Source organism: Erwinia sp. MMLR14_017, assembly GCF_033657285.1.
Classification (GTDB): domain Bacteria; phylum Pseudomonadota; class Gammaproteobacteria; order Enterobacterales; family Enterobacteriaceae; genus Erwinia.
Map to the genome: position 1 here is coordinate 190161 of NZ_JAWVWP010000001.1, position 15807 is coordinate 205967.

Below are 15807 nucleotides of genomic sequence, written 5' to 3' on the forward strand. Positions count from 1 at the left end.
TTGGTCGGGAAATAAACAGAAAAAATGGGAGCGGCGTCAGGGTTTTTACGCGCTGTTGGTCAGACTCTTTACCGCCGCCGGGGAATTTCTCCGCGCAAATTTGTGTGTTCCTGCCGGTACAGGTAGACTGCTTCACCCTGTCTGATGAGGAGTAAAAATGATGAGCGATACGGCCAGCTGGCTGCCGAGCGCACCCATTGCCAATTTGTTGAAGCGTGCGGCAATTATGGCGGAAATTCGGCGGTTCTTTGCCGATCGAGGGGTATTAGAAGTGGAGACCCCCGCCATGAGCCAGGCTACGGTGACCGATGTTCATCTGTTTCCTTTCCAGACCCGTTTCGTCGGGCCAGGCGCGGCGCAGGGGCTGGATCTCTATCTGATGACCAGCCCGGAATACCATATGAAGCGTCTGCTGGCGGCGGGAAGCGGCCCGATCTTTCAGCTTTGCCGCAGCTTCCGTAACGAGGAAGCAGGACGCCACCATAATCCTGAATTCACCATGCTCGAATGGTACCGCCCGCACTACGATATGTACCGGCTGATGAACGAGGTGGACGATCTGTTACAGCAGGTTCTGGAGTGCGCACCCGCAGAAACGCTCTCTTACCAGCAGGCTTTTCTCCGCCACCTGGAGATCGACCCGCTCTCAGCAGACAAAACGCAGCTGCGTGAAGTCGCTGAAAAGCTGGGCGTGGGCGATCTGGCGAGCCGTGAAGAAGACCGCGATACGCTGCTGCAACTGCTGTTTATGATGGGCGTGGAGCCGCAGATCGGTAAAGATAAACCGGCCTTTGTCTATCATTTCCCCGCAAGCCAGGCGGCTCTTGCAGAGATCAGTACTGAGGATCACCGTGTTGCGGAGCGTTTTGAGGTTTACTTCAGGGGAATTGAACTGGCAAATGGTTTCCGCGAGCTGACCGACAGCCGTGAACAGCGTCAGCGGTTCGAGCAGGATAACCGAAAACGTGCCGCGCGCGGCCTGCCGCAGCACCCCATTGATACTCATCTGCTGGCCGCGCTGGCACACGGCATGCCGGACTGTTCAGGCGTGGCGTTAGGCGTGGATCGTATTGTGATGCTGGCACTTAAAGCGGAAACGCTGAGTGAAGTGATCGCTTTCTCCGTCGATCGCTGCTGACCGACCTCAGGAGGCGGTTCTCCACCGCCTCCCTGTTCTGACCTGCCTCAGCCCTCAGCCCGCTTTACAATCCACCTGACCTGTAAGTTCTTGCCGCAGGCGCGCCATTTTGCGCAGGTGTCTTGCGGCCAATCGTTTCCATCCGTACCTGGAACGGTGGGAACGGCATTTCCAGACCATGCTCCTGATAACCGCGCAGGATCAGCTGATGCAGTTCATGACGTAGCGGCATACGGTGACCCATTTCGGCGGCATGAATACGCAGCTCAAACAGCTGTATGCCCTGCTGCAGATCGACCAGATAAACTTCTGCTGGCGGCGTGTCCAGCACGTACTGGCAGCGCTGCGCGGCAGTCAGCAGCACGTTGGTGACCTCTTCACTGTTGGCTTCCGCAGCCGCAGGAATGGTGAGAACCACGCGGGTAACCGAGTCCGAGAGTGACCAGTTGATAAACTGCTCGGTGATAAAGGCCTTGTTCGGCACGATGATCTCTTTGCGGTCCCAGTCGGTAATGGTGGTGGCGCGCGTGTTGATTTTGGTGATGCTGCCGGTTAAATCGCGGATGGTGACGGTATCGCCAATGCGTATCGGCTTCTCAAACAGAATGATCAGGCCCGAGATAAAGTTGGCGAAGATCTCCTGCAAACCAAACCCTAATCCCACACCCAACGCCGCGACCAGCCATTGCAGCTTCGACCAGTCCACGCCAATCATCGAAAAGCCCACCAGCCCACCGACAAAAATCAGCACATATTTGGTCAGAGTAGTGATGGCGTAACCGGTGCCCGGCGTCAGGCTTAAGTGTTGCAGCAGCGCCAGCTCCAGCAGCGCGGGCATGTTTCTCACCAGCTGTGTGGTGATGATCAGCACCAGAACCGCAATCAGTACCGACCCCAGCGTTACCGGTTGCAGGCTCTCAACACCCTGCACGGTGGTACTGGCATCCCAGAGCCTGATGTTTTCCAGAAAACCAAACGCCGAATGGATTTCTGACCAGAGCACGATGACCGAGATCAGGGCGATCAGCGTCAGAATCGAGCGCACCAGCCGCAGCGACTGCGCGCTGATAGCGTCAAGGTCGATCACCGGCTCTTCCACTTCCAGCGTGTCGGAGTTGGTCTGAGCAGTAACGGCTTCCTCTTCCCCTTTTGCCCGTTGCGCCAGGATATCAGCCCGTCGGTTACGGGCGCGATCAAAGGCGATACGTCTGCGCTGAATAAGCATCCAGCGACGAATAATGTGGTAGATCACCAGCAGCAGGAACCAGATAGCCACAGAGGTTTCCAGCCTGGCCAGCAGCGCCTGCGCCGTCGCCAGATAGCCAATGCAGGAAGCCAGCGCGGCTATCAGGGGGATGCAGATCATCAGGTTCCACAGCAGCGTATTGATCAGGTTTTCGCCGTTGCCCTCTTTGTCGAGATGCAGCGGAATGCCTGCCCGCTTCAGGCTGACTGTCACCAGGCTCAGCGCGCCGCAGATCAGAATAAAGCAGAGCCTGCCCAGCGTGGAGGAGAACTGTCTGTCGTCCAGATTATCAAAGCTTATCAATAACATAATCAACGGCACAACCAGCCCGACACAAAGCGTATAAAAACGCATCGCGCGGGCAACCCGCGCCTGGGGCCAGCGGAAATGCACGATGAACAGCCCCTGAGAGCGGGCAAAAGAGGCGCTAATCATAAACGCCCACAGCAGCGGCACCGTCGCCGTGACGCCATCGCCAATAGCAACGGCGATAGGGTAGGGCCAGGCGTGTTGCAGCCCGTAGCCGAGCGCCATCCAGAGCACAGGAAGGGGCAGGGCAACCAGGATTGACCAGAACACAGTACGCATTGTCAGACCAAAGCGATCCTGGGTGACTTTGCCCACTTTGCTGGCCGAGCGAGCCATAAAATCGCGATAATGACGGCGGGAGCTAAGGCTGAAGCCCACCAGCAACACGGCGCCAAGAATGGGGATCACGGTTTCACGGCTGGTAAACATCATAACCAGCGCGCCGCCCATCTGACCGAGAGTATCCAGAGAAAGCAGGCTTTTCAGATCGCGCGCCAGATCCAGCGGGAAGTTCAGGCTCAAGGCATTCACGTCCGCCGTCCAGAACAGATAGCGGTGCGTGGCCTCTTTCACTTCGTGGAGCGCATCCTCCAGCTGACCATTGGCTACCTTCAGCTTGGTAACCTCCAGGATCAGGTTGTCACAGCCGGAAAGTAAAGAGTTTATCAGCTCACGCTGGGTCTTGATTTGCGCTTCAAGAATGCGCTTTTGATCGTTGGTGAGCGGGCTGCCATCATCCTGCTTTAGTTTGCGCAACTGCTGCTGCTGCTCAAGAAGATCTTCATAGCGCAGCCGCTGTACCCGCAGTTCACCCATTTCAATATCAAGCTGCTGGGGTTTGGGCATTTCAGGCAGGCGGGCAACCTGCGCGCGCAGGGCTTCGCCCAGTACGTTAGAGACCCCCAGCCACTGCGACTGTTCGCGAATGGTGCTCAGCGCCTGACGAACCTGAATGGTCTGGTTGGTGGCAGTACGCTGCTGGGAAGCCACAAGGTCCATGCGCTGCGCCTGCTGATTCAGGTCATTGGAAAGCTCGCGGTTGACGCGGAACTGTTTACTGATATTTTTCGGCAGCTCGCCGCTGTTTTCTGCCAGCTGTTCGGTGCGCTCCAGCGCAATTTCCGCTTCGCGCTGACGGCGGCTGTTGAGCTGATTACGAAGATCCTGCAGATAGGTATCAAGCTGGGCGGCCTTGCGCTGATGCAGCTCGCTCCGCATTCTGGCCAACTCCTGACGATTGTTGGCGGAGAGCTGAGCCAGCTCCAGCTCATCCACTTTGGCTTTTTGCGCGGCGGATTCGGCCTGACGGGCGACAAGCTGGGCCTGCGCCAGCGGCGTAGTAGCCGAAGGCTGTCCCTGGAGGCGGCGTTCAATCTCGTTCAACGCCCGACGCGCTTCCGTCTGCTGCTGGGGAAGCTGAGCCAGAGAGTCGCTGATTTCACGGGCGCGGTCCTGCTCCTGCTGCGCCTGGCGACCCTCTTCCAGCAGCTGGCTGCTGACCTGAAGGATCTCCTGATCCAGTTCTGGTGCGGTGATGGTGCTGCTGAGGGTTTTAGGGCTCTCCGCCAGCGCGACGATCTGCTGGCGAAGCTCGCGGGAGAGTTTGGGGAAGCCGTCAATAACCTGCTGATACTCATCTGAATTGGCGAGCGATTTATCCCTCTCGTCCAGCCAGTTCAACGCCGTTTGCAGCGCATCCACGACGTCCGCCTGATTCGGCATATTTTTATCCGACTTCGCCTCGTCAAGCTGTTGCCTGACAGGGGCGGCGTCGGGTGCACTGGCACCCCAGGCTGGCTGGAGAAGTACCCAGCCCAATAAAACGGTGAGAATCAGGCGTAACATGCGTGTCTGCTATGAGTGGTGGAGAACATCTTCCGCACTGGTTTTCTGCAGTGCGATAGCCAGCGTCTGACCCAGGCGCGTGACGGTTTCTGGCGTCAGGCTCTCGGCCAGCTTAACCCGATCTTTGGCAAACAGGTTGATCACCGTAGAACCCAGCTTGAAACGGCCCATTTCCTGGCCTTTAAGCAGCACTACCGACTCTTCAGATTCTGCACCCGGCCAGCTCCAGCGTTTGATTACACCTTCACGCGGCGGCGTTACGGTGCCAGCCCAGACGGTTTCGATGCTACCGACGATCGTTGCGCCTACCAGAATCTGCGCCATCGGACCAAATTCGGTATCAAACAGGCAGATAACGCGTTCGTTACGGGCAAACAGGTTTGGAATATTCTGAGCCGTTAGCGGATTAACCGAGTAGAGATCCCCTGGCACGTAGATCATTTCACGCAGGATGCCGTTGCAGGGCATATGCACCCGGTGATAATCCCTGGGTGCCAGGTAAATGGTCACAAACTCGCCGTCGCGGAACATCTCAGTCATCGCCGCGTTACCCGCCAGCAGCGCTTCCAGCGAATAGGTATGCCCCTTCGCCTGGAAAATCTGGTCGCCATCAATATGACCGCACTGGCTGATCGCGCCGTCGGCAGGCAGCACCAGCAAATTCGGATCGGTTTCAATCGGTCTGGCTTCGTCACGCAGTGGGCGGACAAAGAAGTCGTTAAAGGTGCGGTAGCTTGCCGTGTCCGGTTTCTGAGCCTCTTTCATATCGACTTTATAGAACCAGACAAAGGTATCGATAACCGCTTTAGTCAGCCAGCCTGCGCGTTTTCCTGCGCCCCAGCCGGCGAGTTCAGTCAGGCCTTTTTTAGGTAAAACAGCGTTCAGGCCGAGTTTAAGACGATCCAACACAGTAGCCTCCTGGCTTGATCAGACAAATAGAGAAACGGGGCGGATTGTAACAGTGCCCTGGTGATTAGGCTATGGTGCCCGCCCGCTGTTTGCAGGCGGGCCAGTATTAGTCACTGTTTTCTGAAAAACTACGCCGTGTTTTCAGTTGCATATCAGACATGCTATCCAGAATTCGGTGGTAGCTTTCAAAGCGTGCTCGCGCGATTTCGCCTTTTTCTACGGCTTCACGAATGGCACAGCCGGGATCGTTATCATGTTTGCAATCACGGAATTTACAGTGACCTAAATACTCACGAAATTCGACAAATCCCCGGGTGATTTGTTCCGGTTCAAGATGCCATAAACCGAATTCGCGCACGCCAGGGGAGTCAATCACATCGCCGCCATGGGGGAAATGGTAGAGGCGGGAGGCGGTGGTGGTGTGCTGACCCAGGCCGGAAACGTCTGATACGTCATTGGTCAGGATCTCATTGGTACCCAGTTCCAGCCCCAGCAGGGTATTCAAAAGGCTGGATTTACCCACGCCAGACTGCCCGGCAAAGATGCTGATTCGCCCGGTCAGCGCGGCTTCCAGCTCTTCCAGACCGTTCTTTTGATGGCTGGAAACCATCAACACGCGGTAGCCAATATTGCGGTAGATCTCCATCTGCTTGTCAACGAACTCACGGCCTTTATCATCCAGCAGGTCCGTTTTGTTCAGCACCAGCAGCGGCTCCACGTCGAGCGTTTCACTGGCTATCAGATAGCGATCTATGATGTTCAGCGACAGCTCGGGCAGGATCGCAGAGACAATAATAATCTGATTGAGATTGGCGGCAATCGGCTTCACGCCATCATAAAAATCAGGACGCGTCAGGACGGAGGTGCGTTCATGGACCGCCTCCACAATGCCTTTGACGGTCGCGCCGCCTTGCACTCCGGGGCGCCAGAGCACGCGGTCGCCGGTTACCAGCGAACGAATAGTTCGGCGGATATTGCAGCGGTGTACTGAACCATCCGCATCTTCCACATCAGCGTGCATACCAAAACGGCTAATGACCACACCGTCCCGCGCTTCGCCAAACAGGCTGTCATCGGGTTCTGGTTTATCCGCACGCTGTTTAAGACGGCGGTCGTGGTTGGCACTCACGCGACGTTGCTGACCTTTGGACAGTTTGTTTTTACTCACTCTTCCTCTCACGTTTGGCAGGCTTCGCCCTGACAGGGCAAAACGTTTATGATACACCCTAATGTTTGATGATATAAGCCACGGTGAGGATCCCTATGCCTGCAAATGCCAGTAACCTGATTTGGATTGACCTTGAAATGACCGGGCTGGACCCGGAACAGGATCGTATTATTGAGATTGCCACCCTGGTAACCGATGCCGATCTCAATATCCTGGCGGAAGGCCCGGTCTTTGCCGTGCATCAGTCCGATGCTCAGCTTGCGCTGATGGACGAGTGGAATGTAAACACGCATACCAACAGCGGTCTTGTCGAGCGCGTTAAGGCCAGCCAGTATGATGACCGTGCGGCAGAACTGGCGACCATCGCCTTTTTGCAAGAGTGGGTGCCTGCCAACAGTTCACCCATTTGTGGCAACAGCATCGGCCAGGATCGTCGCTTCCTGTTTAAATATATGCCGGAACTGGAAGCTTACTTCCACTACCGTTACCTTGACGTCAGCACGCTGAAGGAGCTGGCACGCCGCTGGAAGCCCGCTATTTTGCCAGGTTTTAAAAAGCAGGGCACTCACCAGGCGATGGATGATATTCGTGAATCGGTAGCGGAACTGGCTTATTACCGCGAACATTTTATCCAGCTGTAAACCAAATTGCCTGTCATTGCTGATTAAATTACCACTTTGTTGATTTAATCAGCAGTCGAGCGAAAAAGAGAAATTTTTTCCGTTAACAGGCTTGCGGCAGGTCTGTTTTCTCGTATAATGCGCACCCCGTACCGAGACACTTTTTTACTCGTTACGCAGAGCGGGAATAGCTCAGTTGGTAGAGCACGACCTTGCCAAGGTCGGGGTCGCGAGTTCGAGTCTCGTTTCCCGCTCCAAATTGATTTTGTAGTATTGCAGCAAGCACCCAAGCGGGAATAGCTCAGTTGGTAGAGCACGACCTTGCCAAGGTCGGGGTCGCGAGTTCGAGTCTCGTTTCCCGCTCCAAATGTTTGTTGCAGACCGTCACCAGATATCCAAGCGGGAATAGCTCAGTTGGTAGAGCACGACCTTGCCAAGGTCGGGGTCGCGAGTTCGAGTCTCGTTTCCCGCTCCAGAACATCACCCTTCTTTTTTACAGTCGATTTATCCACAGGGATAAGCCGCCTGCGCGTCGCTTTTTATCACCTTTTGCAAAAGTTCTTTAACAGAGTTATCCACAAGTTAATCCTGTACATAGCGTGCTCTGTTGGGAAGTAAATGCTTACGTTTATTATGTAATCTATTGTTTTTACAGCTTATATCAATATTACAAATTGTTATCCGGATCGCTTGTGCTTTCTGTTACGATTGAATGACAACAAGTTTTTATTTTTATACACAGCGTGTGGACAAATTTAGCCACAGCCCGGCTGTACACTTATGCATCGCGTGTTAATCCTTTTTCTACTGCCCTTACCAGCCTTTTCTGCTGTCCATTTATCGCTATGGCATTTTCACTGCGGCGGGCTAACTGCTGGTTGAGCGCCCAGCGAATATGTTCATCCAGCATCGCATTTTCCCCCAGCCTGGCTTCCAGCGCGGCAACATTTTCTGCTGACCAGGGCGCGTTACCCAGCGCCACGGCAATGTTGCGCAACCAACGCAGATGACCAATACGCCGTATGGCTGAACCTTCCGTTGTCCGCAGGAATTTTGCCTCATCCCAGGCGAACAGCTCCGTCAGCGGCGGGGCGTGCAGCACGGCACGAGGGCTGAAGTCCTCTTCATCGGTCAACTGACCATAGCGATTCCAGGGACAGATCAACTGACAATCATCGCAGCCGTAGATCCTGTTACCAATCAGCGGCCTGAACTCTTCCGGAATTGCGCCCTCCAACTCAATGGTCATATAGGAAATGCAGCGTCTGGCGTCTACTTTATAGGGTTCGACAATGGCGTTGGTGGGGCAGATAGTCAGGCAGGCAACGCAGCGCCCACACTGCTCTTCCTGCGGTTGATCAACGGGCAGCGGCAGATCGATCAGCAGCTCGCCAAGGAAAAACCACGATCCCGCTTCACGGTTGAGAATCAGCGAATGTTTGCCTGTCCAGCCCAGTCCCGCTTTTGCTGCCAGCGGCCTTTCCAGAACCGGTGCGGAGTCCACGAAAGGGCGGAACTGCGCCTCTGAACAGCGTTCGCGGATTAAGTCTCCGAGCTTTTTCAGTCGATTGCGTAATACTTTATGGTAATCGCGCCCGAGAGCATAGCGGCTGACATAGCCCAGCTCAGGATTTTTCAGGGTGCTGGCGAAGGCCGCTTTGGCGGGAAGATAATTCATCCGTACGCTGATGACCCGCAGCGTACCGGGCAACAGTTCATGGGGACGGGCGCGCATCATGCCGTGACGCGCCATCCACTCCATCTCTCCATGATACTGGTTGTCCAGCCAGGCCTGCAGGCGCGGCTCTTCAGGGCTTAAATCTGTATCACAGATGCCCACTTGCTGAAAGCCGAGTTCCTGCCCCCACTGTTTAATATCCCGGGCAAGTTGATGGAGATCGAGAGGATGCGACATGACTAACCTAAACCAACAAATTAACCCCACCAGTTTACCCTATTCTGTCTGGCCTGTAGAGGCGATGGCGCAGCTTGAGCAGGAAGCCGCAGATGCGCTGGGCTTAACGATGTTTGAACTGATGCAGCGGGCGGGGGAAGCAGCTTTTGCCACACTGCGTAAACAGTGGCCTGACAGCCTTCACTGGTTGATTTTGTGTGGGCAGGGTAATAACGGCGGCGATGGGTTTGTGGTCGCCAGACTCGCCCAGTCGGCGGGGCTTTCCGTCACGGTGATCGCTTGCGAAGGCAGCAAACCGCTGCCTGAAGAAGCGGCACAGGCACGGGATGCCTGGCTGGCGGCAGGCGGCGTTATTCACGATCCGGCTACTACCTGGCCGGAAAAAGTTGATGTGATTGTCGATGCGTTGCTGGGAACGGGGTTAAACCGGCCGCCAGAAACGCCTTACACCGAACTGATCGATAAAGCGAATGCGCATCGGGCCGATATTTTTGCGGTAGATATTCCTTCAGGGTTAGTAGCTGCTAACGGTACAGCGCCTGGTGCTGTGATATCCGCCACCCACACGCTGACGTTTATCGCCCTTAAGCCGGGCTTGTTAACCGGCAAAGCGCGCGATTATATCGGGCAATTGCATTTCCACGCCCTGAGCCTCGACAGCTGGCTTGCCGGGCAGGAAGCGCCTCTGGCACGTTTTGATGCCTCCTCGCTTTCACGTTGGTTGCAACCCCGCAAGCCCACCTCGCATAAAGGAGATCATGGCAAGCTGGTTATTATCGGCGGCGATCACGGCACCGCTGGCGCCATTCGCATGACGGGAGAAGCGGCGCTGCGCGCTGGAGCGGGATTAGTGCGAGTACTTACTCACAAAGACAATATTACGCCGCTGCTGACGGCGCGGCCCGAACTGATGGTACAGGAATTAACGGGACAGGCGATTGACGAGGCTCTGGAGTGGGCGGACGTGATCGTAGTCGGTCCCGGCCTGGGCCAGGGTGAATGGGGGAAAAAAGCGCTGGAAAAGGTGGAAAATTCTCAGAAACCGATGCTTTGGGACGCAGATGCGCTTAACCTGCTGGCAATCAGACCCGATAAACGTCAAAATCGGATAATTACCCCCCATCCGGGTGAAGCGGCTCGCTTACTGAACGGCAAGACCAGTGAAATTGAGAGTGACCGCTTACATTCAGCCAGAGAATTGGCAAAGCGCTACGGTGGCGTAGTGGTACTGAAAGGGGCGGGCACCATTATCGCCAGTGAAACCGGTGAGATGGCCTTTGCCGATGTGGGGAATGCAGGCATGGCTTCCGGCGGTATGGGAGATGTATTGTCAGGCATCATTGGCAGTTTGTTAGGGCAAAAGCTCTCACTGTTCGATGCAGCCTGCGCAGGATGCGTAGCCCACGGTGCGGCGGCTGAAGCGGTTTCTGCCCGCTATGGCACGAGGGGAATGGTGGCGACCGATCTTTTTTCCGAGCTGTATCTTTTTGTTAATCCAGAGATTCTGAATAAATAAGCATGAAGACCTGTGTAATCGCATTGTCCGATGAGGCTGCAACCCTCGCTTTAGGTGCCAGTCTGGCCCGTGCCAGTCAGGGCGCGGTGACCATCTATCTTTATGGCGACCTGGGCGCCGGAAAAACCACTTTCAGCCGCGGTTTCCTGCAGGCGTCAGGTCATAAGGGCAACGTTAAAAGCCCTACCTATACGCTGGTGGAACCCTATCTTTTGCCCGACCGGCAGATTTACCACTTCGATCTCTATCGCCTGGCCGACCCGGAAGAGCTTGAATTTATGGGCATCCGCGACTATTTCACCGGCGAAAGCATCTGCCTGGTGGAGTGGCCGCAACAGGGCGCCGGCTTCCTGCCCGTGCCGGATATTGAATTATCCCTGAGTTATCAGGGCGACGCGCGTCAGGCAAAACTCACCGCCTGCAGCGCCGTTGGGGAAAAGATGGTTCAGCAAGTCGCGGCGGAAAAGGATTGGCAATGAGATTGCGCATGAAGTTTGGTTTGGTACTGGCGCTTTTACTGTCCACATTCAGCACGCTTGCAGCCAATTTATCCGATATCCAGGTCTCCAACGGTGATGACAAAGCCACCGTAACGCTGAGTTTCAGCGGACAGCCCATCTATGGTTTTTTCCCGCTGCATAACCCTGACCGGGTGGTGCTGGATATTCGTCAAAGCGGCGTGGTAAAAGGGCTGCCGCTAAGCTTCAGCGGCGAGAATATTGTTAAGCGCATTCGCTCCAGCCAGCCTAAAGATAATCAAAGTATCCGGCTGGTGTTTGAGCTGACGCAGGCGGGCAAAACCCGTGCCGTCACGCAGCGTAACGGCAATAACTACAATGTGGTGTTCACCATCAACGGCACCAAATCCGCCACCAGATCAACCCGTAGTGCGGCTGCAGTGAGCAGCGCTTCACGAAGCGCATCTTCTTCTCCGAAAGAGAATCCTTTTAAAGCCAACCCTGTGACAACCGTTACCAGCGGCAACCAGGTTGTGGCGCCTGGCAGAACGCCTCGCTCAGTCAATGAGCAGGTGATTGTGGCAATTGATGCCGGTCATGGTGGTCAGGACCCCGGCGCGATTGGCCCGGGCGGCTTGAAAGAGAAGAATGTGACCATCGCAATTGCCCGCAAGCTCAAGGCGTTGCTGAATGTTGACCCGATGTTCAAAGGGGTAATGACCCGCGACGGCGACTACTTTATCTCGGTGATGGGACGTTCAGACGTTGCGCGCAAGCAGAATGCCAACGTACTGGTCTCTGTGCATGCCGATGCCGCGCCGAACCGCAGCGCCTCCGGTGCCTCTGTCTGGGTGCTCTCTAACCGTCGTGCCAACAGTGAGATGGCGGGCTGGCTGGAGCAGCATGAGAAGCAGTCTGAGCTACTGGGCGGGGCGGGAGATCTGTTGGCGAACAGTCAGGCAGATCCCTACCTCAGCCAGGCGGTACTGGATCTGCAGTTCGGCCACTCGCAGCGGGTTGGCTATGATGTCGCTGTTAAGGTTATTGCGCAGCTTCAGCGCGTGGGGTCGCTTCATAAGCGTCGGCCGGAACATGCCAGCCTGGGCGTGCTTCGCTCGCCGGATATTCCCTCTCTGCTGGTGGAAACCGGCTTTATCAGTAATCCTTCGGAGGAGCGACTGCTGGGCAGTAGCGCATACCAGCAGAAGATTGCCGAGTCGATTTATAAAGGACTCCGCAACTACTTCCTGGCGCACCCGCTGCAATCTATCCCAAAGGAGGAAAACCGCCCCTTGCAGTCCGCAGCGGCGGTTAATGTTGAACCCAACCCGGCACCTGAATCGACCCAATACACTGGGGCAACTCAGCGCCATGTGGTAAAACGGGGAGAGACGCTTTCCGGCATCGCCGCGCAATATGGCGTGAGTATGTCGACGTTGCGCTCACTTAATTCCCTGAAGCGCGATGTCGTCTGGGTTGGACAGCGATTAAAAGTTCCGGCGGGCGGCAGCGTGGCGAAAACGCCGACACGGCATAAAGTGGTGCGTGGCGACTCGCTCACCGCCATTGCCGCCCATTATGGCGTCAGCCCGCAGGCGATACAGCAGGCGAATAAAATGAAGTCGCAAAACGTTATGCTGGGGCAGACCCTGAAAATTCCGGCTTCGTAAAGCTGGCGGCAGCGTCTTGTTTCCTGACGTTTGCAGGCCGTTCGGGCAATTTCATTTATCACAAGGACTTAACTATGCCGATTCAGGTGTTGCCTCCTCAGCTTGCTAACCAGATAGCCGCTGGTGAAGTGGTGGAGCGGCCAGCGTCGGTAGTCAAAGAGCTGGTGGAAAATAGTCTGGACGCCGGTGCCACGCGCATCGATATCGAGATTGATAAGGGTGGCGCGAAGCTGATCCGCATCCGCGACAACGGCAGCGGTATTGGTAAAGATGAGCTGTCGATGGCGCTTGCGCGTCACGCCACCAGCAAAATCACCACGCTGGACGATCTGGAAGCGATTACCAGCCTCGGTTTCCGGGGTGAAGCGCTGGCCAGTATCAGTTCAGTATCAAGGCTCACGCTGACCTCGCGCACAGCAATGCAGGCAGAAGCATGGCAAGCCTACGCCGAAGGCCGTGAGATGGCGGTGACGTTAAAGCCTGCGGCCCACCCGGTGGGAACCACGCTGGAAGTATTAGATCTCTTCTATAACACGCCAGCCCGGCGCAAATTTATGCGCACCGAGAAAACTGAATTCACCCACATAGATGAAATTATCCGCCGTATTGCGCTGGCGCGGTTTGATGTCGCCTTTTCACTGACCCACAACGGTAAATTGATCCGCCAGTATCGCGGCGTGAAAGAGAGCAGCCAGCGTGAACGCAGGCTTGGCGCGATTTGCGGAACGGGTTTTCTGACCCACGCCCTGGCGATTGAGTGGCAGCATGGCGATCTGAGCCTGCGGGGTTGGGTGGCTGACCCTGTGGGATCGCGCACTATTACGGATCTGCAATATTGCTACGTGAATGGCCGGATGATGCGCGATCGGTTGATCAATCATGCCATCCGCCAGGCCTATCAGGACAAGCTGGGAGAGAATCACCAGCCCGCCTATGTGCTCTATCTGGAAATCGATCCGCATCAGGTAGACGTTAACGTCCATCCCGCCAAGCATGAAGTGCGCTTTCATCAGTCACGACTGGTACATGACTTCATCTATCAGGGGGTGGTGAGCGTGCTACAGGAGACGGGCACACCCGCCAGCGAGACAGAAGATCCTGCCCGCTGGCAGCCTGAAAATCGTCAGGCAGCGGGCGGAAACCATTTCGCCATTCCGGCGCCGGCAAGCACGTCAGGGCAGGACGAGGGTTCAGGCTCTTATGCACAAGGCAATTCCGTCGCCCGTGGCGCTTCATCAGGTTCAGACCGACGCGCCACCGTGGCTACTTCATCAGTGTCGGGCGGAACGTCAAAGACGGGCGCGGCTTCCCCTGCCTGGCAGCGCCAGGAACCGGCCTACCAGAAAAGGGAAGGGAAAGCCTATCAGCAGCTCCTGCAAACACCGGAAAGCGCCAGGGCTGAAGAGCCACAGCCACTGCCCGAAAAAGCCAGGGAGACGCCGCTCAGCGCTCACAGTCAGAGCTTTGGCCGCGTACTGACGGTGCTCAGGGAGTGCTATGCCGTGGTTGAAGCACAGGAGCGGCTGGCGCTGATCAATCTACCGGTGGCGGAGCGCTGGCTGAAACAGGCGCAGCTGGAGCCAGGCGTGGAGGGGCTGAAACCGCAGCCGCTGCTGATTCCGGTGCGGCTGAAAATGGAGAAGCCGGAGCGGGAAGCGATAGGCCAGCATGCCGATTTATTGGCGAGAATGGGCATTGATCTGCAGGCAGATTCGCATCACGTGACGCTTCGTGCCGTACCTTTACCATTACGCCAACAAAATTTACAAAACTTGATTCCAGACCTGTTAGGCTATCTCGCCCGGCAGCAGGATGCGTCGGCAACGCAGGTGGCGCAATGGTTAGCGCGCCATTGTGCCGCAGAGCATCCACACTGGAATCACTCGCAGGCGATTGCACTGCTGGCTGAAGTTGAACGACTTTGTCCGCAGTTACTGAAATCGCCACCTTCTGGTTTTTTACAGCACATCGATACAGAACTGGCGATGAACGCCCTGAAGCATGAGTGAAACATCCAAGGCTGGCCGGCCAAAGGCAATTTTTTTGATGGGGCCAACGGCTTCCGGTAAAACCGCGCTGGCAATTGCATTACGTCAGCAGCTGCCGGTTGAGTTAATCAGCGTCGATTCGGCTCTGATCTATCGCGGAATGGATATTGGTACTGCCAAACCTTCCGCAGAAGAACTGGCGTTGGCACCCCATCGTTTGCTGGACATTCGCGACCCTTCTGAGGCCTATTCCGCCGCAGAGTTTCGTCGGGATGCGCTCGCAGAAATGGCGGAGATTACCCAAAGCGGTCGTATTCCGTTGCTTGTTGGTGGCACCATGCTCTATTACAAGGCTTTGCTGGAAGGATTGTCGCCGTTGCCCCCGGCGGATCCGGAAGTGCGTCAGCGTATTGAGCAGCAGGCGAATGAAAGGGGGTGGGATGCCCTTCATCGTCAATTATGTGAGATAGATCCCGTTGCTGGAAATCGTATTCATCCGAATGATCCCCAGAGACTCTCGCGAGCACTGGAAGTTTTTTTTATTTCGGGTAAAACTTTAACGGAACTGACTAAAACCGCTGGCGAAGCGTTGCCCTACGATGTTGTCCAGTTCGCGATTGCGCCTCAGCATCGCGAAGCGATCCATCAGCGTATTGAGCTGCGTTTTCAGCAGATGTTGGCGTCAGGGTTTGAAGCGGAGGCTCGGGCGTTATACGCACGAGGTGATTTGCATACGGACATGCCTTCCATTCGTTGTGTGGGTTATCGCCAGATGTGGTCATATTTAGCGGGCGAAATCACTTACGATGACATGGTTTATCGGGGAATTTGTGCGACCCGGCAGCTGGCTAAGCGACAGATAACCTGGTTGCGTGGCTGGAAGGAGGTTCACTGGCTGGATAGCGAACAACCGGAAGCCGCACAGGATACCCTGTTACAGGTTCTTAGTGCGAAGCCTGGGTGATTGTGTACAATTAGTGCATTATCTTGCGCAAATTTTTACGCAGTATTTCAGAGCGTTCATG

Annotated in this window: 11 protein-coding genes and 3 tRNA genes; 10 read left to right on the forward strand and 4 right to left on the reverse strand. The window is 55.8% G+C overall.

All coding sequences use genetic code 11. From position 1 onward, the window contains the following. Window positions 1–160: 160 nt before the first annotated feature. Window positions 161–1138 carry an elongation factor P--(R)-beta-lysine ligase gene (epmA, locus tag SD961_RS00910; RefSeq protein WP_318788918.1) on the forward strand — a complete coding sequence of 326 codons (978 nt, stop codon included), beginning with the start codon at window positions 161–163 and terminating at the stop codon, window positions 1136–1138. Window positions 1139–1202: 64 nt separating this feature from the next. Here the strand turns inward: epmA and mscM are convergent, their stop codons facing one another. The 3 genes from mscM to rsgA form a co-directional block, all read right to left on the reverse strand. After that, on the reverse strand, window positions 1203–4538 hold the full coding sequence (gene mscM, locus SD961_RS00915; protein ID WP_318788543.1) for a miniconductance mechanosensitive channel MscM: 3336 nt from the start codon (window positions 4536–4538) through the stop codon (window positions 1203–1205). Between the two features lie 9 nt (window positions 4539–4547). Next, window positions 4548–5447, reverse strand: a complete 900-nt coding sequence (gene asd / locus SD961_RS00920) for an archaetidylserine decarboxylase (protein ID WP_318788544.1) — start codon at window positions 5445–5447, stop codon at window positions 4548–4550. 106 nt (window positions 5448–5553) lie between these two features. Further along, a complete protein-coding gene (gene rsgA, locus SD961_RS00925) occupies window positions 5554–6615 on the reverse strand; it encodes a small ribosomal subunit biogenesis GTPase RsgA (RefSeq protein WP_318788545.1) in 1062 nt (353 codons plus the stop codon). 95 nt (window positions 6616–6710) lie between these two features. Here rsgA and orn point away from each other — a divergent pair, with 95 nt between their 5' ends. From orn to SD961_RS00945, 4 genes are all read left to right on the forward strand, one after another. Continuing rightward, window positions 6711–7256, forward strand: coding sequence for an oligoribonuclease (orn, locus tag SD961_RS00930; protein WP_318788546.1), 546 nt, complete (start codon window positions 6711–6713; stop codon window positions 7254–7256). A gap of 160 nt (window positions 7257–7416) precedes the next feature. Then, window positions 7417–7492 (forward strand) — tRNA-Gly (locus SD961_RS00935). Between the two features lie 33 nt (window positions 7493–7525). Beyond that, window positions 7526–7601: transfer RNA gene (locus SD961_RS00940), tRNA-Gly, on the forward strand. Between the two features lie 33 nt (window positions 7602–7634). Further along, a tRNA-Gly gene (locus SD961_RS00945) sits at window positions 7635–7710 on the forward strand. A 303-nt stretch (window positions 7711–8013) separates the two neighbouring features. Here the strand turns inward: SD961_RS00945 and queG are convergent. Further along, entirely contained in the window at window positions 8014–9150 is a 1137-nt protein-coding gene (gene queG / locus SD961_RS00950) for a tRNA epoxyqueuosine(34) reductase QueG (protein ID WP_318788547.1), read from the reverse strand. On the opposite strand from queG, the gene nnr reads away from it, so the two are divergent. The 5 genes from nnr to miaA all read left to right on the forward strand — a co-directional run bounded on the left by nnr (window position 9149) and on the right by miaA (window position 15746). Continuing rightward, window positions 9149–10666 (forward strand): bifunctional ADP-dependent NAD(P)H-hydrate dehydratase/NAD(P)H-hydrate epimerase, encoded by a 1518-nt coding sequence (nnr, locus tag SD961_RS00955; protein ID WP_318788548.1) that lies wholly within the window; start codon window positions 9149–9151, stop codon window positions 10664–10666. The two genes, queG and nnr, sit on opposite strands and share 2 nt — an antisense overlap. Window positions 10667–10668: 2 nt before the next feature. After that, window positions 10669–11145, forward strand: a complete 477-nt coding sequence (gene tsaE / locus SD961_RS00960; protein ID WP_318788549.1) for a tRNA (adenosine(37)-N6)-threonylcarbamoyltransferase complex ATPase subunit type 1 TsaE — start codon at window positions 10669–10671, stop codon at window positions 11143–11145. After that, window positions 11142–12794 carry an N-acetylmuramoyl-L-alanine amidase AmiB gene (amiB, locus tag SD961_RS00965; RefSeq protein ID WP_318788550.1) on the forward strand — a complete coding sequence of 551 codons (1653 nt, stop codon included), beginning with the start codon at window positions 11142–11144 and terminating at the stop codon, window positions 12792–12794. The genes tsaE and amiB overlap by 4 nt, the downstream gene beginning before the upstream one ends. 74 nt (window positions 12795–12868) lie before the next feature. Further along, window positions 12869–14803: a DNA mismatch repair endonuclease MutL gene (gene mutL / locus SD961_RS00970; RefSeq protein WP_318788551.1), complete on the forward strand. Its 1935-nt coding sequence runs from the start codon at window positions 12869–12871 to the stop codon at window positions 14801–14803. Continuing rightward, window positions 14796–15746 (forward strand): tRNA (adenosine(37)-N6)-dimethylallyltransferase MiaA, encoded by a 951-nt coding sequence (gene miaA / locus SD961_RS00975; protein WP_318788552.1) that lies wholly within the window; start codon window positions 14796–14798, stop codon window positions 15744–15746. The genes mutL and miaA overlap by 8 nt, the downstream gene beginning before the upstream one ends. Window positions 15747–15807 lie beyond the last annotated feature (61 nt).

What these genes read in the sequence shown, in the direction of transcription:
- epmA (WP_318788918.1), top strand. Translation starts at nt 161, where the DNA reads ATGAGCGATACGGCCAGCTGGCTGCCGAGCGCACCCATTGCCAATTTG.
- mscM (WP_318788543.1), bottom strand. Translation starts at nt 4,538, where the DNA reads ATGTTACGCCTGATTCTCACCGTTTTATTGGGCTGGGTACTTCTCCAG.
- orn (WP_318788546.1), top strand. Translation starts at nt 6,711, where the DNA reads ATGCCTGCAAATGCCAGTAACCTGATTTGGATTGACCTTGAAATGACC.
- nnr (WP_318788548.1), top strand. Translation starts at nt 9,149, where the DNA reads ATGACTAACCTAAACCAACAAATTAACCCCACCAGTTTACCCTATTCT.
- queG (WP_318788547.1), bottom strand. Translation starts at nt 9,150, where the DNA reads ATGTCGCATCCTCTCGATCTCCATCAACTTGCCCGGGATATTAAACAG.
- tsaE (WP_318788549.1), top strand. Translation starts at nt 10,669, where the DNA reads ATGAAGACCTGTGTAATCGCATTGTCCGATGAGGCTGCAACCCTCGCT.
- amiB (WP_318788550.1), top strand. Translation starts at nt 11,142, where the DNA reads ATGAGATTGCGCATGAAGTTTGGTTTGGTACTGGCGCTTTTACTGTCC.
- mutL (WP_318788551.1), top strand. Translation starts at nt 12,869, where the DNA reads ATGCCGATTCAGGTGTTGCCTCCTCAGCTTGCTAACCAGATAGCCGCT.
- miaA (WP_318788552.1), top strand. Translation starts at nt 14,796, where the DNA reads ATGAGTGAAACATCCAAGGCTGGCCGGCCAAAGGCAATTTTTTTGATG.